Raw genomic sequence first — 20444 nt, 5'->3', positions numbered from 1 at the left:
TAGAGATTAGAAGGGTAAGTTTTTGCCAGAGGCGGACCGAGTAAGCAGGCCGGGTCAAAATCGCCGCCAATGCAGACCAAACACCGCTATGCCGCGCAGACATCTTTTCCAATTTTTGGCGAGCGGGTGTTTACTGGGGCTGGCCAGATCCACCACGGCCCCTGATGGAGTGTGTTGATGAATTCAGCTCTAAATACGAGCGCCGATGAGGGGATGATCACCGCCCAATCCACAGGAAGCCAACCCTGAGACCAATCAGCCCAACAGCCGCAATGGCACTATGGATCCATACGTTCGCTGGGTTTGTAGTGCGGAACCATCCCTGAAATGCGAGAACGAAAGGATTCGACTCGAGAGGACCGAACGCCTTCACTTCGTATCCTATCTTGACGTAGGATAAACCGAGGTCTCGACATCACCTCGGCCTGCGCCTGCCACACACATGGGCTTTTTCCTCCCGCCTCGGCATGGTCGTGACCCAGCAATGGGAGTGCCATGCACAACCAGCAATAGCACCTCTGCTTCGAGGGGATGTCCGCCAGCCTGCGTGCAGCATGGCGCGGAATTGAGAGCTGACGATGTCACCCAGATATTGCGCGCCCGTTTCAGGATCTGTTTCGGAGGCGGGGAAGGAAAGCACGTCGGTCGGTGCGTCCACACCGAGATATTCGCGATTCAGTTCGTGCAGTTGCGCATCATCTGTCAAGACGATCGTTATGTCTGCGTCGGCAGAATCAGGTTCGAGGTCAAGAGTGAAGCGGGCGGCCCGTTCGAGCAGGCCGATCCCCGAAACCCTGTTGGTTATCGATGTTTATCATTTTTCTTTTTGGTGAGAATGGTTGAATCTTGATCGGGGACTGTTGCATTGGGATATTGAATGGGGGATGATACGTGCCACGCAACGTAGTGACGAAAGATCCAGTGATGAGATTCAGATCGCGAAGTGTCAGCAGCGTGTCATCCAACTGACCAAATTTTTGCATCGGTGTCGATCACATTCCGCACAAGTGCGCGAAGATCATCGTCTGTGGTGTCGGGGCGTTCGGCGCGGGCGCGGGCTTCGGTGGCATCGGCCATATGAGCAAAGCTGTTTCGCGCGAATTCGGGCTGGGGACCCGGGGTAGCGGAAATTTTCAATATCCACCTGAGGTCACATCCCATTTGCCGCTTCCATCGCCTGACCGTACTGATAACGCGTGATCAACGTGCCATGATGTTCAAGGATGAAATCCTGCAGGCGGCCCGGCAGGCGGTATTTCAATGCCAGTTGAATGCCATCCGTAACATGGCGGATGATGGTTGCGGCAGATCCTTCGGGAGCAATATCGTGATGCTTGTTCACACTGCCCGGAACTTGATTCTCAATGAAGAAGGTTGGGTTGAGCGCCTCGCCGATATCAGTGAAATTGGCGCGCCGACTCGGGTGAGCAATGGGTCTGCACCGATCTTTTCGGCGAAGCCTGCAAGGTTGGCGACTTGCAAACTATGTTGATAGGTACCCGCGCATTGCGCAAAAGAATTGCAGCAACGGGAAATCAGGCCTTGAGATATCCAACAATTGAAATGCCGTTGTCAGACCAAGCGTTTGCGCAAAGAGATATTGAAGCAAACGCGTAACACTCGCGGCGGCAAACCTCGCAAACGAAACGACGCCGATGAATTGGAACGATACCTCAAAACGTCAGGTGTAAAAACGGCAGGCGGTATGCCAACAGCACCACCAACCCCGTCAGGCGAGATGGCAATGCCCGCACGCACAATCCCAAAAGCGGCGCACGGTCCCAACACAAGCAGACCCACAAGAGAGGAAAGCAAATAGGAGCCAGACCAATGGTGTCAGGCAGGCCATAAGCTGCCAGCAAACAAAGCGGAATGGAAATCACCAGTCCTGCTTCGAGGCCAAACAGGGCGGTGATCAACAAGCCCGCCGCCTGTAACGGATACCCATACGGCGCAAGCGTGCGGTTGGAACAAACGCGCGCCGACCAAAAGACAACAAAGACAATCGCGATCACCAAAATACTGCGCGATTTGACAACCGCCGCGCGTTTTCTGGAAGAAATATAACGGCACGAGCACTCGCCGAAAGCACGATGATCGAAGCCACCCCAGCATATCCTCCCAGCGTTGGTGAGGCCGCGGATCATATCAAGTTTTGAAAGGCTTCCATGTCTGCGGGCGTAATGATCTCACCCGCGGGCACAATTGTTTCCCGACTTGTAGGTCGGACGATCGGCTTCCCCGCATCGCGCGCTTTGCTGTGCGGCGGTACGTTCTTCGCTGAAGAAACTGTTCGGCAAAACCAAAGCCCTCGCCAATTCCGCCACCAGCGCAGATGGCTGCTCATTCAATGTGAGGCTCACAATGGAAGGAATGCCCGCCTGTGTGGATTCAACTTTATCTTCGTAAATGGCGCGGCGCATCACCTGCTCTAGCACGCGCAGAGATTCAGATTGCACGATCTCCCAGCGGGGATCAGACATGCTGACCAGATAATCGATGGTGTCGAGTTTCAAACACATCACTCAACTCGACCAGGTTCGACTTCTTTTCGTCGGTGGTTGTCTCCGACATTGGTACGCAGCGATGCGACTGCAGGGTGGTGCGAACCGGGTCGATCTGTTGGCGCGCGATGGCGGGATCGGGCGGCGTATACACGGAGCTGCACCTCTCGGCGGCCTTGCGCGCCTCCTCCGTGCGAATATCGCTCACATACTCGATGTCACGCGGGGCCGGGTTAATGTTTTTGCGAACATCCCCAATATCCAGGGCCTGCGTGGAGGGACGCAGAGCGATGGGCATGGTCACTGCGGGCAAAGATAAAAGCTGACCCCGCAATGATCAGGCTGATCTGCAAAAATTCGAATGCGGGTGGTGACAGGGGTACGGGTGCGTGCAGCTAAAATCAGCCGCAAAGGAACAGGCACAAACATGCGCCGCCTCTTCGCGGCAAAGGTTTACTTCACAAGCAATTCTTTACAGTGGAACTGATCATATCGTTCGAGCGCGCCCAGCTACTTTTGGCATGACGATCTTCATGACCTTGCCCATATCGCTGGTGCAGCGGCACCGTCTCGGCAATGGCGGCCTGTACCAGCGCGCGCAATTCCTCGATCGGCAGGCTTGGGCAGAACACTTCAAGCACTTTGATCTCGGCCCTCGCTATCACCGATCAAATCCGCGGCTCCGCCTTTGGCTTTTCAATGGCCTCGCGGCGATCTTGGATCTCCTTTTGGATCAAGCGCCACCACCGCCATATCGTCGATCGTGGTTTGCTTATCCACTTCCGGCCTGCTTCACAGCGGCCAATACCAGCGCAGTGCGCTTGCGAAGTTCAATCGCCACTCTTCATGGCATCTTTGACTGATTCATTGTTGAGTTTTTGTATCCATAAATTTGATTATACCCCTTTCATTTATTGGATGAAGACCCCTTCGCTCCCCCCGCCGATGCCTGATTCAGCGATACAAGCGGAGTGGACCCATTACAGGTCCGCTCCAGTGGTAAGTTTTCGAACTGAACGATCTTAGAAACCACCAGCGAAGCTCAAAGCGCGGTAGAGCATCTTGGCGAACTCACCACGGGTCACGGGTTGATCCGGTGAGAAGGTTGTGTCGCTTGTGCCTTCAGCAATGCCATAAAGTAGGCTTCTACCACGGCTTCAGCATAAAAAGCGCCGATCGACATCCGTCCACGCGGCAGTGCGGTAATCCCGCTACCGCGAATGCAAAGCGATGCCAAGGATATTGGAATACGTAATTGCGCTGGGGGTGGGAACAGTGCCAGACTCAGCCACATTGTTCAGGATGGTGACGATCTGACCGCGGGTGAGCAGGTTGTTCGGGTCGAACAAGCCGCCGCCCACACCGTTCATATAACCGTCATCACAAGCCTGCCAGACCCAACCGGAGAACCAGTCGGAAGCGGCCACATCGGTGAAGTCACAACCTGCGGGAGCAGAGGCCGGCAGGGAGGTGTCATCGTAGCCGTTGGAGATCTCGATGAGGGTGGCCGCTTCGGCACGGGTCAGGGTGGCATCGGGACCGAAGGAACCATCGGCGAAGCCGCTGATCAGGCCGAGGGTCGCCAGGTAGCGGACATAGGTCTCGTTCTCGTGACCAGCCACATCGCTGAAAGTCAACGCAGTCATCGGTTTCACCCGCGAGGATCGCGCTGTTACGGAAGTAGTAGGGACCAGCATTCAAATTGCCAGCTGCATCTTCGGGATTAATCGAGAACTGCCAAACACCAGATGCGGTCGCGGGCAGGGTGGCGTGCCACTCAAGCAATTGATCTTCCGGGACCGATCGGGGCAGGGGCAAAGGTGCCCGTGGTCTGGGCATTCCATGAACCGACACCAGAGTAGGGATCAGGGGAGTGATGGTAAGGATATCGGAAGCAAGTGCCCAATACTCAAAGGTGTTGCAGGCTAGGGAGAAAAAGCCCTCAAGTTCGCTACCATCCACATAGGAGGAGGCGAGGAAGTTGGCATCATCATTGGCATCGGCGGGCAGGGTGGTGCAGGAGGCCGCATCATCGAAGGCGATCAGAAATTCCCAATAGTCGCCATCGACAGGGGTCGCCATATGCGCCAGCGCCAGTGAACACGTAATCAAAGGTGCCGCTGCCATTGCTGGTGCCGACGATCATGGCTACATTCTGGCATTCAGCCACATCGTAGGTGTTGCCTGCGCCCTGGAGGCGGGCATAGATGTCCACATAGGTCGTGCCAGCGGGCAGGCTGGTGGCCGTCCACTCTAGGGTGACGGTGGAGCCAGCGCCTGCAGGCATGAAGTCGGGACCGACGAGGGTGCCGTCCGCAGTCACCTGCGCGGCGGAGGCGATGCTGAACTGCGCCAAGACGAACACAGCCAGCAGCAGTACGGTAAATACTTTCTTGCTCATTGCTTTTTTCTCCTATAGAAGATGGGTTTTGTGCATATCCGCTCAACTTGGAGCGGGTATGTCTTATTATTTTAACGTATGAAACCCAAAAAAGAGACCGCCAAAACCCACCAATTTCAAAATTGCCCCACAAAAGGAGCGGACCTGTACAGGTCCGCTCCAGATTTAAAACTACGCTAATACGGGAAAACTAGAAACCACCGTAAGAAGCCAAAATTCTGTAGAGGGTCTTGGCGAATTCACCGCGGGTCATCGCCTGATCGGGCGAGAAGGTGGTTTCGCTGGTGCCATCCACAATGCCCCAACTGTAGGCTTCCACCACGGGTTCGGCATAGTAGGCGCCGAGGGATACGTCCGTCCATGCGGCGGTGCGAAATTCGGGGGAGGCATCAGAAAGGCAACCAGGCCAAAACCAGCGACCATATGAGAGCCCGGAAGAAGATTGGCCAAACCATTTTCATAGATGTTGTTGAAAATGGTGACGATCTGGCCGCGGGTGAGCAGGTTGTTCGGGTCGAACAAGCCGCCGCCCACACCGTTCATGAAGCCGTCATCACAAGCCTGCCAGACCCAGCCAGCAAACCAGTCGGAGGCAGCCACATCGGTGAAGTCACAACCCGCAGGAGCAGAGGTCGGCAGGGTGGTGGTATCGTAGCCGTTGGAGATCTCGATGAGGGTGGCCGCTTCGGCGCGGGTCAGGGTGTTGTCAGGGCCGAAAGAACCATCGGCGAAGCCGCTGATCAGGCCGAGGTCGGCCAGGTAGCGGATATGCACTTCGTTTTCATGACCAGCTACATCCGTGAAATCCACGCAGTCTTCGACTTCGTCAGCCGAAACGGCGCCGTTGCGGAAGTAGTAGGGACCAGCCCCAGTCAGATTGCCAGCGGCATCTTCGGGGTCAATCGAAATCTGCCACAGACCGCTCGCGGTGGCGGGCAGGGTGATCTGCCATTCGAGCAGTTCATCTTCCGCACCGATCGGGGCCGGGGCAAAGGTTCCGGTGGTCTGGGCATTCCACGAACCGAAACCAGAGTAGGGATCGGTGGGAACAGCGAGGCCAAAGCTATCGGAAGCCAACGCCCAGTATTCAAAGGTGTTGCAGGCCACATCGCCAGCAGCAGTAAAATCGGGATGGGGAATGGCTAAGATGCCCTCCAACGCGGTACCATCCACGTAGGAGGAGGCGAGGAAGTTATCGGCAACAGCAGGATTGGCAGGAGCCGAAACACCACAGGTGTCGGTGCTTCGAACACAGGGTGAATTCCCAGTAGTCGCCATCGGCAGGGGTGCGCTGCGTTGGCGCTCACGGAGAAGTCATAGGTGAAGGTGCCGCTGCCAGTGCTGGTGCCGTTGATGGTCGCAACCAGGTTGCACTCAGTCAATGGCATAGGTGCCGCCCTGGATACGGGCATACATCACGATGTTGGTGGGGTTGGTCAGACCGGTCGCGGTCCAATCAAAGTCCACGATGGAGGCGGCGCCGGCAGGCATGAAATCGGGGCCAACCAGGGTGCCTTCTGCGCCAGCCACGGGGGCAGCGGAGGCGATGCTGAACTGGGCCAAGACGAACACAGCCAGCAGCAGTACGGTAAATACTTTCTTGCTCATTGCTTTTTTCTCCTATAGAAGATGGGTTTTGTGCATACCCACTCCAAGTTGAGCGGGTATGCCTTATTATTTTAACGGATGAAACCCAAAAAAGAGACCGGCAAAACCCACCAATTTCCAAAATTGCCCCCGGAAAGCCTATGAAATATTACAAATCCACAAATTTGGAGAACATCTCGGGGGTAAGTATCTTTTCCAGAAGCTCGAATTCGTAGAGCGTGCGTTTAACGGCGGCAGCGCGGGCGTATTCAAATTTTAGTCCCTGCGCGGGAGAATCAAGATTCATCTTTGCATGTGAATCGGATGGCAACAAGGCCAGTGATAATTTACGCAGAAACGGCACGAAGTAGAGCCAGTCCATGGGCATGTATAGTTTGCCGGAATGCAGGCTTGGGCTTTCGAGCAGGTCTTTTATAACAGGGTCAATTTCGGGCGGAGGCGGAGCGGAGTGCCGGTCCAGCCACATGGAAACGTAGTTGGTGTGGGAGTAGAAATCCTGCACCGTGTGAGTCAATCGGCCAAAGGCGACCCAGGCGGAGAGCACTCCGGGTGAAAGCAGGGCGGCAAGAATAAAGCCGCGCTGTTCATTGATGTAACGATGGCCTTCATCGATGGCGTTGTTGTCGAAGTGAAATTCATCGTGGCCGATCTGACCGCTGAGGGCATCCTGTTTGCAGTTTGCGGCAATGATGATCTCAAGCGCGCGCGGACTAACTCGGCCACTGAGGGCCTCGCGGGTCATTTCCTTGTGGATGGGGATAAGCATTTCAAAATTATACCCAGTATGGGCATGAACTCAGCAGGGACGTATCAAACTGGTTATAATGACTGCATGACTTTTTATACTGCAAAAGGCGACGACGGCACCACGGGTTTGCTTGGTGAAGGCCGTGTTCCCAAATATCATGTCCGCATGGAAGCGGTCGGCGCATTGGATGAAGCATCTGCCGCACTGGGGCTGGCGCGCGCGCAATGCAGTGCTGCGCAAACCGCGCCCATTTTGCTCGAAGCACAACGCGACCTGTATAAGTTGATGGCTGAAGTGGCGGCCACGCCGGAGAATGCTGAACGTTTTCACTTCATCAACGGCGCACGCGTGGGCTGGCTGGAAGAACAGACCGACGAACTGAGCACGGTAGTTGAGATGCCCAAGGAATTCATTCTGCCTGGCGATACACTCGGCGGCGCGGCGCTTTCGATGGCGCGTGCCATTGTCCGCCGCGCGGAGCGTTGTGTGGTGAGTCTCTTCGATGAAGATGAAGTGATCAACCCCGACTTGCAGCGCTATCTCAATCGGCTTTCATCGCTGTGTTTTGTACTTGAGCTTCTCGAGAATCAGAACGCGGGGAAAAGAACTTCACTGGCAAAAGCATAGAAAAGCCAGATGACCGTGGACGAAGGGTGAAACTCTGTGTCCATGGTTTTTATTCCACATCAAAGGTAAAACATGACAGGTACCATTATCAATATTGCAACCATCCTCCTTGGCGGCGTCATTGGACTGATTTTCGGGTCGCGCATTCCCGAGCGATTTAAAGGCACGGTCATCGCAAGCATGGGATTATTCACCGCCGCGATGGGATTGCAAATGTTCTTCAAAAGCGAAAATCAATTGATCGTGCTTGGCGCGTTGATTATCGGCGCATTGCTTGGCGAGTGGTGGAAACTCGAAGACAGATTGCAGGCTCTTGGGCAGACTCTCGAACAGCGTTTCTCGCAGGATGCCGAAAAAGGCTCGGGCTCCAATTTCGTGCGTGGATTCATGGTGGCGTCGCTTTTATTTTGCATCGGCCCGATGGCGATCCTCGGTTCCATTCAAGATGGTCTGACAGGTGATTACAAGCTGCTGGCTGTAAAATCCACATTGGATGGTTTCGCATCGATCGCATTCGCATCCACGCTGGGCGTGGGGGTACTTTTCTCCTCGATCATGGTCCTTGTTTATCAGGGCGGCATCAGCCTGCTGGCAGGGCAGCTCAGTTCCATCGTCACCGACCCGATGATGAATGAAATGACTGCCACGGGCGGGGTGATCCTGCTCGGGCTGGGAATCAGCAATCTGCTTGAGATCAAGAAGATCCGCGTGGGGAATCTTCTGCCCGGGCTGGTGGCAGCTCCTTTGATCGTTTGGATCCTGAGTTTATTCTAATCATCGCCCGCCAAAGGTCCGCTGATTAATCAGTGGTTTTGATGTATTATAGATAGTCACATTGCTGACAACTCCGCATTAACTTTTCACTAAACTTCCCCATTTACAATACGGTTCACAATCTACTGTAATAACGCAACAAAACGTCCCAGTCACTTGCTGGCGATGTTAAGGAAAAAATGAAACAAAAACGACTCTTAATAATTCTGGGCGCAATCAGTACAGCCATTCTTCTGGTTTTGGTCGCTGCCTTTCCGCTCATCAAAGGACTGCTCCTGCCAGATGCAACAAGCCAGGACCAGAACGTCTTCAAGATCAACCTATGTGATGAGAACGCCAGCGGGCTTTGCATCGTCACATTTGGAACCGCCGCCGCAGATGAAATGGCGATCGTCTTTCAACTACCAGGGCGCAGAATATCCCGCATTTTATGTTACGGCTGTAAATCAGGGCGTGGAAAACAATTATTCCTGCGAGGCTGCAGGTTCGCCGATCAATGTCATTTGCGTAGGTCCGCGCACACCGCTCGGAGAATTGCTCGATATCCAGGTTTTTACAACCGAAGGCGATTTGTTGATCGCAAACGGGACCTTCACGCTCTCTTCCATGGCAACGACTCTTTTCAATAACAACAGCGGTTTTGGCCCCATGGGCAAAGTTGCCACTCCCACCCCATCACCCTCACCGACGCCATCCCCAACGCCGACCGTGCTGGTCATCAACACGTCCACGCCTGTGCCCACGGCGATCATCACATCCACACCGGATGTCGCCTACCCCAATCCGTAATATTCCTGTGAACAACGACCTGCCGATCAACAGTATTCACGTCATCTCACAACATTGGGGACTCATTCTTGCATTACTGGCATTCATTATATGGAATGCCCTGCTGATCTTTGCCCATCTAAAAAAGAATACCGGATTTCAATATACAGACCTCGAACTTACAGCGCTGGCAATGGGCGGATGGCCTCTGCCCGCGCTGTTATTTTCATTTATCATTCTTTTCCTGAGCGCGTTCATTCCCGCTGGATTCATCCTTGTCATTGCCGCTGTGATCATCCTTTCAAGCGGGTGGTTCGCAGTCCGCGCCGTGTGGGGAAAACACTTCAGCATGGGCGCTTGCGCCTGTTTTGATCTTTCTCTTGTTCGCATTTCTCCGTCTGGGCTTTGTGGCAAATCTGCTCATGCCGCTCTACTTTGACTCTGCCGAACATTACCGCATCATTCAAGAGCTGCTTGCCATCGGAAACGAGGCCAATCGTACATGGCCCACGACTTCATATTATCATCTCGGCTATCATGCCATCATTGCGGCACTCACGATCATCACATCGGCGGAACCGAGTCAGATCATGCTGTTGTTTGGGCAATTGATATTGGCGGCGATCCCACTGCCAATATATTTTCTCATCCATCGCGCCACCTTCTCAAAATCGGCGGCGATCCTTGGGGTGACCCTGGCAGCCTTCGGCTGGTTCATGCCCGCACACGCAGTCAACTGGGGAAAGTATCCTGCACTGCTGAGCCTGGTCCTGATTCAATTTGCCTTCGGCATCGCGATCCTAAAAAAACGCTGGATGTTCGCGTTGACGGCGCTGGCCACCATGCTCATCCATACCCGCTCCATGATCTTGCTTGTCATGCTTGGTGTGGCGTGGTTTCTTTCCTTTGCATGGGAAAAACAAGATCGTAACAAACGCATCGTCAGTTTTGGGTTGACGGTGACCCTGCTTGGATTGCTGATCGTGCTGGTTTACCGGAATCAGATTCTCAGTCCGATTTTGGATCCGTACCTGATCTGGGTCACGCTTCTCACTGGACTTTTGGCTGCTGCTGTCTTCCAAGCATTTCCTCACCTGGTCATTTTTCCCATCCTCGCCATCCTGTTCATGCTGGCTGGGATATTCATTCCCGTCACGTCATCACTCACCCTGCTCGATAGACCACTGGTCGAAATGGTGCTGTTCCTGCCGCTGGCCTTCCTTGGTGGATTGGGCAGTATACGCCTTCCGAAATTCGCCACACCGATACTGGCTGTGTTCATCATCGTCAATGCATGGATGACCATCAGCTTTGCGCCATCCAAATGCTGTCAACTGGTCAGCCAGGATGATTCCACGGCGTTGAATTGGATGGGCAGGCATATCCCCAAAGATGCGGTCATTGCGATCGCTGGCGTGGACTTGAACGTGAATGCCTTCGGCAGGCCCATGCGCGGCGCGGGCATCGATGCGGGGATCTGGATCAAGCCGCTGACAAAAAATGAAACGCTCGCATTACCCAACACCACCGACTTCGCCTCGACAGAGGCCCATGATTTGCTGTGTAGAAATGGTGTTACTCATATTTATGTCGGTGAGCGGCCACAGAGTTTCTCACCTGATTTTGCCGAGATGATCCCGGAATGGTACGAAACCATCTTCTCGCTTCCCAAGACGCATATTGTCAAAGTGCTTAACTGCGGAAAATAAATCTCATTTAAAAGCATAAAGGCACAAACATTTGTGCCTTTATGCTTTTAAATATTCTGTCTATACCTATACGTCAAAATACAGGCTCATTTCGTATGGATGCGGTCTGTTGCGGACGGCATAATATTCCGCGTGGCGTTTGTGATGCACCCATTGCTGGATCATCTCTTCGCTGAATACATCGCCCTGGGTCAGAAAAGCATGGTCTGCTTCAAGTGCAGATAAAGCCTCATTAAGAGATGATGGCAGCGGCTTGATCTTCGCCCGCTGCTCGTCGCTCCAGGCGAAGATATTTTCGTCAATGGGGCCGAACCCTGCCTCGGTGGGGTCGATGCGGTTCTTTATTCCATCAAGGCCTGCCATCAATTGCGCGGCAAGCATCAGGTATACATTGCCCGTCGCATCGGGCGGTCGGAATTCCATGCGGGCAGTATCGGGCTGTGTGGCATATTTCGGAATGCGAACCGCCGCGCTGCGATTGCCAAGCGAGAAAAACGCATTGACCGGTGCTTCATACCCGGGCACCAATCGGCGATAGGAATTTGTGGATGGATTCGTCAACGCGAGCAAAGCAGGTCCATGCTTGAGCAGGCCGCCGATGTAGAACAGCGCGGTCTCGCTCAAACAGCCGTAACCCGTCTCGTTGTAAAAAGTATTTTTCCATCCTTGAACAAATGCTGATGAAAATGCATACCGCTGCCCGCTTCTCCAAAAAGCGGCTTCGGCATGAACGTGACGGTCTGCCCCGCATCGTGTGCCGTCATCTTGGTGACGTATTTGATGATCATCGTTGCATCGCCCGCCTGGGTCAACCCCATCATCGGCGTTTCGATCTCGCATTGACCAGGTCCGCCCACTTCATGATGATGATACTTGACCAGGACACCCATCTTCTCAAGATGCTGCATGATACGGGTGCGCATTTTGTATAGCTGGTCTTTTGGCGGGATGGCATGATAGCCGCCATGCAGCGGGATGTAATGCCCATGCCCGCCATCGCGGCTGTTCCAATCGGCTTCACGGCTTTGAATGGTATAGCCCGAATTGTTGACCCCATTTTCATAACTGACACTGTCGAAAATATAGAATTCGAATTCGGGACCCCAAAGGCTTTCATCGGCTATGCCCGTGGACTTCATGTATTCCTCGGCGCGAATGGCGATGTTGCGCGGATCGTTAGTGAAGATCTCATGCGTATCCGCTTCGAGCGTGCGGCAGATAAAGCTCAATGTGGGCGTCTCCCAAAACGGGTCGACAAAGCCCGTTGCGAGATCAGGAACCAGAACCATATCGCCTGACTTGACGGATTTCAACCCAACGGATGAACCGTCGAAGCCGATGCCTTCATCCATCAACTTCGGTTCGAATTGACTGGCTGGAATGGTGAGGTGATGCCAGCGCCCCCATAGATCGCAGAACTTCAGGTCGACCACCTGAATGCCCTGTTCGGTGATAGCTTGTTGTGCCTGTTCAAAAGTTTGAAACATGGTGTCTCCAAATTACAAGGTTTCGATACAAGGCTACGATAGCATGAAAGACAGGGGTGGATAAGTGTGATTCATCCTTATGGCGGCATTTACAAATCATGCTTTATATCCCCTCGGGCAACACCTAAAAAAATGACAGTCACCCGCTTCGCAAAGGTGACTGTCATTTGATCTTAATTTATCCGAACCGCCCCATGATGTAATCTTCGGTTTTCTTTTCCTTTGGGGTGGTGAACATCTTTTTACCGTCATCATATTCGATCAATTCACCCTGCAAAAAGAAAGCGGCATGATCTGCGGTACGCGCGGCCTGCTGTACAGAATGCGGTACGAGAATCACCGTGTATTCCTTTTTCAATTCCTGCAGCGCGGCTTCCACTTTCCCGGTGGAGATCGGGTCGAGACCCGAGGTGGGTTCATCGAGCAAAACGATCTCTGGCTGCAACGCGAGCACGCGCGCAAGGCATACACGCTGCTGCTGTCCACCTGAAAGCGCGTTCGCGGGGTCGTTCAATCTGTCCTTCACCTCATCCCAGATCGCGGCGAGTTTCAAACTGCGTTCAACCGCCTCATCCAGTTTTGATTTTCGTTTTTCACCCGACATTTCCAACCCATAGATCACATTCTCGCGAATGCTCATCGGCAATGGAACGGGCCGCGCAAACACCATCCCCACTTTGCGGCGCAGAGCCACCACATCAATTTTCGGATCGAGAATGTTTTCACCGTCGATGAGGATCTGACCTGAACTGGCGCGCACCTCGGTGAGATCGTTCAAGCGATTGAGACAGCGCAGCAAAGTGGATTTTCCGCCTCCCGCTGGACCGAATAAAACTGTCACAGCGTTCTGACGAATTCCCATGCTGACGCCGCGTAGAGACTCGGTGCCGTCGGAGTATTGAAGCGAGAGGTTTTCGATGAGGATTTTATTATTCATTTACGATTTTCAACTTAAGCTTGAAGATTACCACTGCCGCTTCGCCCGTGCCCGTGAGCGGATCACTGTGGCGATGACATTCATGGTCAGCACGAAAACGAGCAGGACGAGCGCTGTACCGTATTGGATCTGTATCGGCATTTCAGGGACTTGCGTGGAGATCACGAACAAATGATATGGCAGCGCCATGGTCGCATCGAATGGGGAACCTGGCAAACGCGGCAGGAAGAAGGCCGCCCCCGTAAAAAGGATCGGCGCGGTTTCGCCTGCGGCACGTTCCAAACCAAGGATGACACCCGTGAGAATCCCAGGCAGCGCCTCCTTCAAAACAATGCGGCGGATGGTCTGCCAGCGGGTGGCGCCGAGAGAGATGCTGACCGTGCGAAACGCCTGCGGTACGGAGCGTAATGATTCTTCTGCGGTGCTGATGATGACCGGCAAGGTCATAATGGAAAGGGTCAACGATGCGGCGAGGATGGATGTGCCGAATTTCAAAAAGAGCACGAACAAGCCGAGTCCAAACAGGCCATAGACCACAGAGGGAATGCCAGCGAGATTGATGATCGCCAGACGAATAAGGCGGGTCAGCGCATTGTCTTTTGCGTATTCCGCAAGGTAGATCGCAGCGGCAATGCCCAGCGGAACAGAAAAGATCGCAGTTCCAATGGTCAGATACAATGTGCCGATGATCGCAGGGAGGATTCCGCCTGCGCGCATTCCGTCGTGCGGAAAGCCTGTGAGGAATTCCAACGAAATGGCCGAGCCGCCCTTGAAGAGGATAAAAACGATCGTGCCGACAATGGGCAGCACGGTGACCACAGCCATCAAAGTGATGAAGCTAAAACCAAGCCGCTGGACAGTGTGACGATTACGAGCTAATAATTTCATCATAATAAATTAGGACAATATCCTCTCCGCTCTTTTCTTCGCGCGGAAGACCACCGCAGAGGCGATGACATTTACGACCAGTGAGATCAGGAACAGGACCATGCCAATGAAGAACAGCACATGATAATGCGTACTGCCATTGGCCACCTCGCCCATTTCAGCGGCGATGGTTGCGGTCATGGTGCGGACGGGAGAGAACAGGCTGTTCAACTTCACAGCCAGAACGGGCGCATTACCCGTCACCATCATCACGGTCATCGTTTCGCCGATGGCACGCCCCACACCGAGCATAACGGCGGTGAGCACGCCCGAGCGAGCCGCAGGGAGAGTCACTCGCCAGATGGTTTGCCACTTGGTCGCGCCCAGAGCCCATGCACCTTCACGGTACGCGCGTGGAACAGAGTCCAGCGCATCTTCTGCAACGGAGACGACGGTCGGTACGGCGATCCCGCCCAAAAGCAATGATCCTGTAAAAGCGGTCAGACCAGTTGGCAGGTCCAGAAAGACGCGTAGAAATGGGGAGACGATCAAAATGCCAAGAAATCCCAGCACGACGGAGGGAAGTCCGCCAAGCAATTCCACAAGCGGCTTGAGAATTTCGCGCATCCAGCGTGGGGCAATTTCAGAAATATAAACGGCGGTGCCGATCCCAAATGGGACAGCGATCAGTGCGGCGCCGAGGGTAACGATCAACGAACCGGTGATAAGCGGGAGTATCCCAAAATAGCTTTCGATCGGATACCAGCGAACATTGAGCAGTGACGATGTTTCCACTTCACTTAATGTGGGCAGGCCTTCGCGCAAAAGGAAGAAAAAGATCAGCGCAACAAAAAGGATCGCCGAATAACCCGAAGCCTGGATCAGGCGGGTGATGATAAATTCACGAAAGGATAATGATTTTTCCATATCAACCTTATAAGATCTGTCAGGTCTGCGCCTTACTTCGCAGGCACGAAACCCAATTCTGCAACGATCTGCTGCGCTTCATCGGAAAGGATCCAATCAAGATAATCCTTGATCACGCCAGTGGGTTCACCATTGGTGTACATATACAGGTCGCGCGCAATGGCATAGGTTTTATCGTTCACAGTTTCAATCGAAGGCAGCACATACAGCCCGCCTGCCTCTTTTGCGATCGCGATCATTTTCAAGTCATCGGGCACGTACCCCAGGCCGTCATAACCGATGGCATTCGGGTTATCGCGCACTTCAGAAATAATACCTTCGGAAGATGGAAGCAGCAGCGTATCTGTTGAGAACAAGGTTTTATCTTCCTTGCTGCCCAAACGCAAAACAGTTTCCAAAAAATATACATGGGTGCCTGAATTGGTTTCGCGGGAAAGTTTTACGATCGGGCGGTCATCGCCGCCGACCTCGCTCCAATTGGTGGTCTTGCCGCTGTAAATATCGGAAATCTGTTGCAGGGTTAATTCGTTAACCGGGTTTTCAGGATTCACGATCACCGCGATCGCATCGCGTGCAATGATGTGCTCAACAGGTTCAACGCCTTTCGATTGTGCCTCGGCGATTTCCTCGTCTTTGATCTGACGGGATGCATTGGCAAGATCCACGGTGTTATTGATGAGAGCCGCAATGCCGGTACCCGAGCCGCCGCCCGTCACTGAAATCCGAATCTCGGGATGATTGCCTTGATATCTTTCCGCCCAGGCCAGTGCAAGGTTCACGATCGTGTCAGAACCTTTATTTTCGATGTATTGAGCCGCGGTAGTTTCGGCGCTGGACGAATCGCTGGAGCCGCCGCAAGAGGAAAGGAGAATGGATGAAAGTAGCAAAAGGATCAAAAATCGTTTCATTGGGGCGAATTATATCGCAGGTGGGCGGGAGGAAGAACAAACGCATCCACCTTCCTTTGAACCGCCTCTGTTTCGAGATGCATTCTTTTCATTCTTTGATAAAATCAGCCCATGAACACAGACCAGCTTGCATTCTCAGTCCAGAAATTGGATTTTTATTACAACACATCCAAGAAGGCGCTTTCGAACATCAACCTTGAGATCGAGCCGCAAAAGGTGACTGCATTGATCGGCCCGTCGGGATGCGGAAAATCGACCTTTCTGCGCTGTTTGAACCGCATGAACGATACCATCTCAGATACCCGCGTGGACGGAACGATTCTGCTCAAAGGCGAAAACATTTACGATGCAGACATGGACGTGGTCAACCTGCGCCAGCGCGTGGGTATGGTCTTCCAAAAGCCGAATCCATTTCCGCAATCCATATACGACAACGTGGCTTTCGGTCCGCGTGTGATGGGCATGGATGTGAATCTGAATGAGGTCGTGGAAAAAAGCCTGATCGCCGCCGCGCTTTGGGATGAAGTGAAAGACAATTTGAAATCCGATGCAATGGGCCTTTCGCTTGGCCAACAGCAGAGACTGTGCATCGCCCGCGTGATCGCCGTCCAGCCCGAGGTCATCCTCATGGATGAATCCACGTCTGCATTGGACCCCATCGCCACCCTGCGCGTGGAAGAGTTGATCGCGGACTTGAAAAAGGATTACACCATCGTCATTGTCACCCACAACATGCAGCAGGCCGCGCGCGTTTCAGATTACACAGGCTTGTTCTGGCTGGGCGAACTGGTCGAGTTCGCGCCGACAACGCAAATGTTCACAGTGCCGAAGGAAGAATTAACCGAGGCGTATATTACGGGCAGGATGGGGTAGATCGTCGAATCGTTAAACGAAAAGCGAGTGGATGAGAAGTACTTCTCAGCCACTCGCTTTTTAATTTTCAATCACGTTTTACGAACTCTTCTGACCCTTCCAGAACTCATCGTCACTGGATTTGATCTCACCAAATTCACCGGTGGCGATGAAGATCGTGCGTTCGCAGATATTGGTCACACGGTCGGCTACACGCTCCAGGTTATGCGCCACCCACAGCAGCCAGTTCGCGCGTTCGATGGTCTTCGGGTCCTGGATGACGAACATCATCAATTCGCGGTAAATCTGATTGTAGAGCGCATCCACTTCATCGTCTTCCACAGGAATGGATTTCGCGACCTCCACATCTTCATTGATGAAAGCGGTCAGCGCGCGGTGGAGCATGTCCGCACCTTTTTGCGCCATGCGCGGAATGTCGATCAACGGCTTGAGCAAAGCTTCCTCACCCATACGCAGGTTGATGTTGGCAATGCCTTTGGCGTAATCGCCCATACGCTCCAACTCGGAGATGATCTCCATGGTGGAAGCCAGCAGGCGCAGGTCGTGCGCCATCGGCTGCTGGGTCGCGATGAGGATCATCAATTGATTCTCGATCGCAAATCGTTTTTTATTGATCTCCTTGTCTTCGGCGATCAATTTCTCAGAAGCCTTGAGATCGCGCTTCTTCAATGCTTCCACCGAGCCGATGATGGCATGTTCCACCATACTGCCCAGCAAAAGCACTTCATCTTTTACCAGTTGAATTTCACTCTCGAATGTTTTTCTGATCATAAGACCTCTGATGGTTTTACTTATTTTACTACCGTCAATTACATCTGACGATAGTCCTTTGGAGCGATACCTTGTTCGGTCAACCAAAGGCGCAGACGCTCTTCGATTTGGTCGCGCACGCGTCGGGTATGAGCGAGGCGTTGTTCTTCATCCCCGACAAATTTTGCAGGATCGTCAAACGGCCAGTGGTCGTGCGTCCCCATGTTGAGAAAAACAGCGGGACAATTCTCCTCGGCATCAGCGCACACCGTGAAGACATGCGCGAAGACGGCCCTGCCAAGATATTCCATGACCGACTTCGAGAACTGACCCGCCATGCTGATGCCGACCTCGCGCATCACCTCCTGGACCTCGGGCAGGATCCTGCCCTTTGGCTCGGTGCCTGCGCTGAAAACTTCAAAGTGCTCGCCCGCCAATGCACGCAGCAGTCCTTCGGCCATCTGGCTGCGCGCGGAGTTGCCTGTGCAAAGAAAAATGACTTTTGGTTTATTCATCGTTTTCTACCCAAAACGGCCTGTCACATAATCTTCGGTGCGCTTATCCTGCGGACGGGTGAATATCTTTTTGGTTTCATCGAACTCAATCACGCCGCCTGCGCGCTGGTCATCGATCATCATCATGGCGGTGAAATCGGAGGCACGCGCGGCCTGCTGCATGTTGTGCGTGACAATGATGATGGTGTAGTTCTTCTTCAACTCCTGCATGAGTTCCTCGATGCGGAGCGTGGAGATGGGGTCAAGCGCGGAAGCGGGTTCATCCATGAGAATGATCTCTGGCTGAATGGCAATGGTGCGGGCAATGCACAGACGCTGCTGCTGACCGCCGGAGAGGGCGTACGCGCTTTCCTGAAGTTTATCTTTCACCTCGTCCCACAAGGCCGCGCTGCGCAAGGACTGCTCCACAAGGTCATCCATTTTTCCCTTGAAGCCGTTGATGCGCGCACCCCAGGCGATGTTTTCATAAATGGATTTGGGGAATGGGTTCGGCTTTTGAAAGACCATGCCGATCTTGCGGCGCACTTCCACGGGGTCAATGTCTCTGCCGTAGAGGTTTTGTCCCTGCAGTAAAAGTTCACCGGTCACATGGCAGCCCGGCACAAAATCATTCATGCGGTTCAGGGCACGCAGCAGCGTGGATTTTCCACAGCCCGAAGGCCCGATGATCGCAGTGATCTTCTGCGGCTCGATTTTAATGCTTACATCCCTTACCGCCGTGAAATGGCCGTAATGAATGGAGAGCTTGTTGGATTCGATTGCGTAATTTTTTTCCATAGGTTTACATCCACAAATTCGAGATTACCATCGCCTCTGAAAGCGATTGCGCAGCAGAACCGCGGTCGCATTCAGGGACAAAAGGAGGACAAGCAGGACAATGATCGCACCCGCCGCAATGGCATGGAATTCAGATTGGGCACGGGTGGTCCATTGATAAATTTGAATGGGCAGGGCCGTGAATTTCGAGAACGGCCCCGAAGGGTCAAGGCTGATAAAAGTGGAAGCGCCCACCACGATCAATGGGGCGGTCTCGCCGAGCGCGCGCGAAAGCGCGAGGATGCTGCCAGTAAGAATGCCCGGCAATGAATTCGGCAGCACATGATACCAAACGGTCTGCCAGCGGGTCGCACCAACGCCGTACGCCGCCTGCCTGAGTGAATCAGGCACGGCCTTGATCGCCTCCTGCGCGTTGATGATGATCAACGGCAAAACAAGCACGCCCATCGTCAACCCTGCGGAAAGGATCGTGCGGCCGTTCGAGTCGGTGACTCCGAACAAGGCACCGCTGGTCAAAGGCTCCAACACGCGGACAAAGATGGCGAGTCCCAACATGCCATAGACGATGCTCGGCACACCTGCCAGGTTATTGATATTGGTTTGAATAATGGAAGTGAACCAGTTCTTTGGCGCATATTCCTGCAAATAGATCGCCGCGCCAGTGCCAATGGGCAGCGCGAACAGGATCGCAATTCCCACCAGCCACAACGAACCCAGCACAGCCGTCCGCACCCCGGCGAATTCAGCCTTCGATGACATCGGCGTGACCAAAAATTGCGGCGTGAGCCATGAACGGAATTCAAGCTGCGCCTTGGGATACTTCTTCGCAACCTCCGCGCGGATCTCTTCGCCGTTCATCAGCGAATCGGTCATGCTCCAGGTCCCTTTGGTATCCAACTGCACAAGGCGTTCCATGAACAGGGTGAACAGGTCCGCTTGTGAACGCTTCTCCATGGGCTGCTCATTATTCAATTTCTTGTACGCGCCCGAAGAAAGATTCTCCTTGAGAATGGCGGCCAGTTCCTCCTGAGTCAGTTCCGCAAGCGGCGTGGAGGTGAACTCGGAAGGGTCATTCTTGTATTCATAGGCAATATAGCCGAACGCGCCATCCACCACGTTATAAATCAATGCCATCAGGCTGATGATCGCGATCAACAACGCTGAGAGGAACAACGTCTGCCAGACAGTTGCCACACGATAACGCGCGTTAAGCACATGGCGAAAATCCTGGCCTTGAGGATAATGGTTGTTTGTATTCATATTC

At 53.5% G+C, this 20444-nt stretch carries 26 protein-coding genes and 1 pseudogene; 6 read left to right on the top strand and 21 right to left on the bottom strand.

The features are described from left to right. Window positions 1–415: 415 nt before the first annotated feature. The 12 genes from ybeY to IPI86_RS12340 form a co-directional block, all read right to left on the bottom strand. Entirely contained in the window at window positions 416–778 is a 363-nt protein-coding gene (gene ybeY, locus IPI86_RS12395) for an rRNA maturation RNase YbeY (RefSeq protein ID WP_345298324.1), read from the bottom strand. A gap of 179 nt (window positions 779–957) precedes the next feature. After that, complete coding sequence (locus tag IPI86_RS12390; protein ID WP_345298319.1) at window positions 958–1137, bottom strand: hypothetical protein; 180 nt, start codon at window positions 1135–1137, stop codon at window positions 958–960. A 13-nt stretch (window positions 1138–1150) separates the two neighbouring features. Beyond that, entirely contained in the window at window positions 1151–1396 is a 246-nt protein-coding gene (locus IPI86_RS12385; RefSeq protein WP_345298323.1) for a hypothetical protein, read from the bottom strand. A gap of 277 nt (window positions 1397–1673) precedes the next feature. Next, the gene (locus IPI86_RS12380; RefSeq protein WP_345298318.1) at window positions 1674–2147 is read right to left on the bottom strand and encodes a hypothetical protein; all 474 of its coding nucleotides are present in this window, start codon (window positions 2145–2147) and stop codon (window positions 1674–1676) included. A 42-nt stretch (window positions 2148–2189) separates the two neighbouring features. Continuing rightward, a complete protein-coding gene (locus IPI86_RS12375) occupies window positions 2190–2522 on the bottom strand; it encodes a hypothetical protein (RefSeq protein WP_345298317.1) in 333 nt (110 codons plus the stop codon). Further along, a complete protein-coding gene (locus IPI86_RS12370; RefSeq protein WP_345298316.1) occupies window positions 2476–2802 on the bottom strand; it encodes a hypothetical protein in 327 nt (108 codons plus the stop codon). The genes IPI86_RS12375 and IPI86_RS12370 overlap by 47 nt, the downstream gene beginning before the upstream one ends. 160 nt (window positions 2803–2962) lie before the next feature. Next, the gene (locus IPI86_RS12365) at window positions 2963–3169 is read right to left on the bottom strand and encodes a hypothetical protein (protein WP_345298315.1); all 207 of its coding nucleotides are present in this window, start codon (window positions 3167–3169) and stop codon (window positions 2963–2965) included. A gap of 546 nt (window positions 3170–3715) precedes the next feature. Beyond that, complete coding sequence (locus tag IPI86_RS12360) at window positions 3716–4150, bottom strand: S-layer homology domain-containing protein (RefSeq protein WP_345298314.1); 435 nt, start codon at window positions 4148–4150, stop codon at window positions 3716–3718. Between the two features lie 383 nt (window positions 4151–4533). Beyond that, window positions 4534–4905 carry a hypothetical protein gene (locus IPI86_RS12355; RefSeq protein WP_345298313.1) on the bottom strand — a complete coding sequence of 124 codons (372 nt, stop codon included), beginning with the start codon at window positions 4903–4905 and terminating at the stop codon, window positions 4534–4536. 249 nt (window positions 4906–5154) lie between these two features. Further along, window positions 5155–6183, bottom strand: coding sequence for an S-layer homology domain-containing protein (locus IPI86_RS12350; protein ID WP_345298312.1), 1029 nt, complete (start codon window positions 6181–6183; stop codon window positions 5155–5157). A 96-nt stretch (window positions 6184–6279) separates the two neighbouring features. Next, complete coding sequence (locus tag IPI86_RS12345; RefSeq protein ID WP_345298311.1) at window positions 6280–6513, bottom strand: hypothetical protein; 234 nt, start codon at window positions 6511–6513, stop codon at window positions 6280–6282. A gap of 148 nt (window positions 6514–6661) precedes the next feature. Beyond that, window positions 6662–7279, bottom strand: a complete 618-nt coding sequence (locus IPI86_RS12340) for a hypothetical protein (protein ID WP_345298310.1) — start codon at window positions 7277–7279, stop codon at window positions 6662–6664. 66 nt (window positions 7280–7345) lie between these two features. Here IPI86_RS12340 and IPI86_RS12335 point away from each other — a divergent pair, with 66 nt between their 5' ends. The 5 genes from IPI86_RS12335 to IPI86_RS12315 all read left to right on the top strand — a co-directional run bounded on the left by IPI86_RS12335 (window position 7346) and on the right by IPI86_RS12315 (window position 11139). Continuing rightward, window positions 7346–7888: a cob(I)yrinic acid a,c-diamide adenosyltransferase gene (locus tag IPI86_RS12335; protein WP_345298309.1), complete on the top strand. Its 543-nt coding sequence runs from the start codon at window positions 7346–7348 to the stop codon at window positions 7886–7888. A 72-nt stretch (window positions 7889–7960) separates the two neighbouring features. Beyond that, window positions 7961–8662, top strand: coding sequence for a DUF554 domain-containing protein (locus IPI86_RS12330; protein WP_345298308.1), 702 nt, complete (start codon window positions 7961–7963; stop codon window positions 8660–8662). Between the two features lie 327 nt (window positions 8663–8989). Next, complete coding sequence (locus IPI86_RS12325) at window positions 8990–9451, top strand: hypothetical protein (RefSeq protein WP_345298307.1); 462 nt, start codon at window positions 8990–8992, stop codon at window positions 9449–9451. Continuing rightward, the gene (locus tag IPI86_RS12320; protein ID WP_345298306.1) at window positions 9429–9869 is read left to right on the top strand and encodes a hypothetical protein; all 441 of its coding nucleotides are present in this window, start codon (window positions 9429–9431) and stop codon (window positions 9867–9869) included. The genes IPI86_RS12325 and IPI86_RS12320 overlap by 23 nt, the downstream gene beginning before the upstream one ends. Then, the gene (locus tag IPI86_RS12315; protein ID WP_345298305.1) at window positions 9853–11139 is read left to right on the top strand and encodes a hypothetical protein; all 1287 of its coding nucleotides are present in this window, start codon (window positions 9853–9855) and stop codon (window positions 11137–11139) included. The genes IPI86_RS12320 and IPI86_RS12315 overlap by 17 nt, the downstream gene beginning before the upstream one ends. Window positions 11140–11205: 66 nt before the next feature. On the opposite strand, the pseudogene glnA reads toward IPI86_RS12315, so the two are convergent. The 5 genes and pseudogenes from glnA to IPI86_RS12290 form a co-directional block, all read right to left on the bottom strand. After that, window positions 11206–12626 (bottom strand): annotated as a pseudogene (gene glnA, locus IPI86_RS12310) (type I glutamate--ammonia ligase). A 178-nt stretch (window positions 12627–12804) separates the two neighbouring features. Further along, window positions 12805–13563 (bottom strand): phosphate ABC transporter ATP-binding protein, encoded by a 759-nt coding sequence (locus IPI86_RS12305; protein ID WP_345298304.1) that lies wholly within the window; start codon window positions 13561–13563, stop codon window positions 12805–12807. A 27-nt stretch (window positions 13564–13590) separates the two neighbouring features. After that, window positions 13591–14451 carry a phosphate ABC transporter permease PstA gene (gene pstA / locus IPI86_RS12300; protein ID WP_345298322.1) on the bottom strand — a complete coding sequence of 287 codons (861 nt, stop codon included), beginning with the start codon at window positions 14449–14451 and terminating at the stop codon, window positions 13591–13593. 9 nt (window positions 14452–14460) lie between these two features. Further along, window positions 14461–15357, bottom strand: a complete 897-nt coding sequence (gene pstC, locus IPI86_RS12295) for a phosphate ABC transporter permease subunit PstC (protein WP_345298303.1) — start codon at window positions 15355–15357, stop codon at window positions 14461–14463. 32 nt (window positions 15358–15389) lie between these two features. After that, window positions 15390–16265, bottom strand: coding sequence for a phosphate ABC transporter substrate-binding protein (locus IPI86_RS12290; RefSeq protein WP_345298302.1), 876 nt, complete (start codon window positions 16263–16265; stop codon window positions 15390–15392). 111 nt (window positions 16266–16376) lie between these two features. Here IPI86_RS12290 and pstB (IPI86_RS12285) point away from each other — a divergent pair, with 111 nt between their 5' ends. Then, complete coding sequence (pstB, locus tag IPI86_RS12285; protein ID WP_345298301.1) at window positions 16377–17138, top strand: phosphate ABC transporter ATP-binding protein PstB; 762 nt, start codon at window positions 16377–16379, stop codon at window positions 17136–17138. A 78-nt stretch (window positions 17139–17216) separates the two neighbouring features. Here the strand turns inward: pstB (IPI86_RS12285) and phoU are convergent, their stop codons facing one another. From phoU to pstA (IPI86_RS12265), 4 genes are read right to left on the bottom strand one after another with little or no spacing between them, the layout of a single operon-like run. After that, window positions 17217–17909 (bottom strand): phosphate signaling complex protein PhoU, encoded by a 693-nt coding sequence (gene phoU / locus IPI86_RS12280; protein WP_345298300.1) that lies wholly within the window; start codon window positions 17907–17909, stop codon window positions 17217–17219. 38 nt (window positions 17910–17947) lie between these two features. Then, window positions 17948–18403 carry an arsenate reductase ArsC gene (locus tag IPI86_RS12275; protein ID WP_345298299.1) on the bottom strand — a complete coding sequence of 152 codons (456 nt, stop codon included), beginning with the start codon at window positions 18401–18403 and terminating at the stop codon, window positions 17948–17950. Window positions 18404–18409: 6 nt separating this feature from the next. Beyond that, window positions 18410–19180, bottom strand: coding sequence for a phosphate ABC transporter ATP-binding protein PstB (gene pstB, locus IPI86_RS12270; RefSeq protein ID WP_345298298.1), 771 nt, complete (start codon window positions 19178–19180; stop codon window positions 18410–18412). Between the two features lie 24 nt (window positions 19181–19204). Beyond that, on the bottom strand, window positions 19205–20440 hold the full coding sequence (gene pstA / locus IPI86_RS12265; protein WP_345298297.1) for a phosphate ABC transporter permease PstA: 1236 nt from the start codon (window positions 20438–20440) through the stop codon (window positions 19205–19207). Window positions 20441–20444 lie beyond the last annotated feature (4 nt).

Origin of the sequence: Candidatus Villigracilis affinis (assembly GCF_016705895.1) — a bacterium.
In the GTDB taxonomy this organism is placed as follows: domain Bacteria; phylum Chloroflexota; class Anaerolineae; order Anaerolineales; family Villigracilaceae; genus Villigracilis; species Villigracilis affinis.
This window is presented reverse-complemented; position numbering and strand designations above follow the sequence as displayed.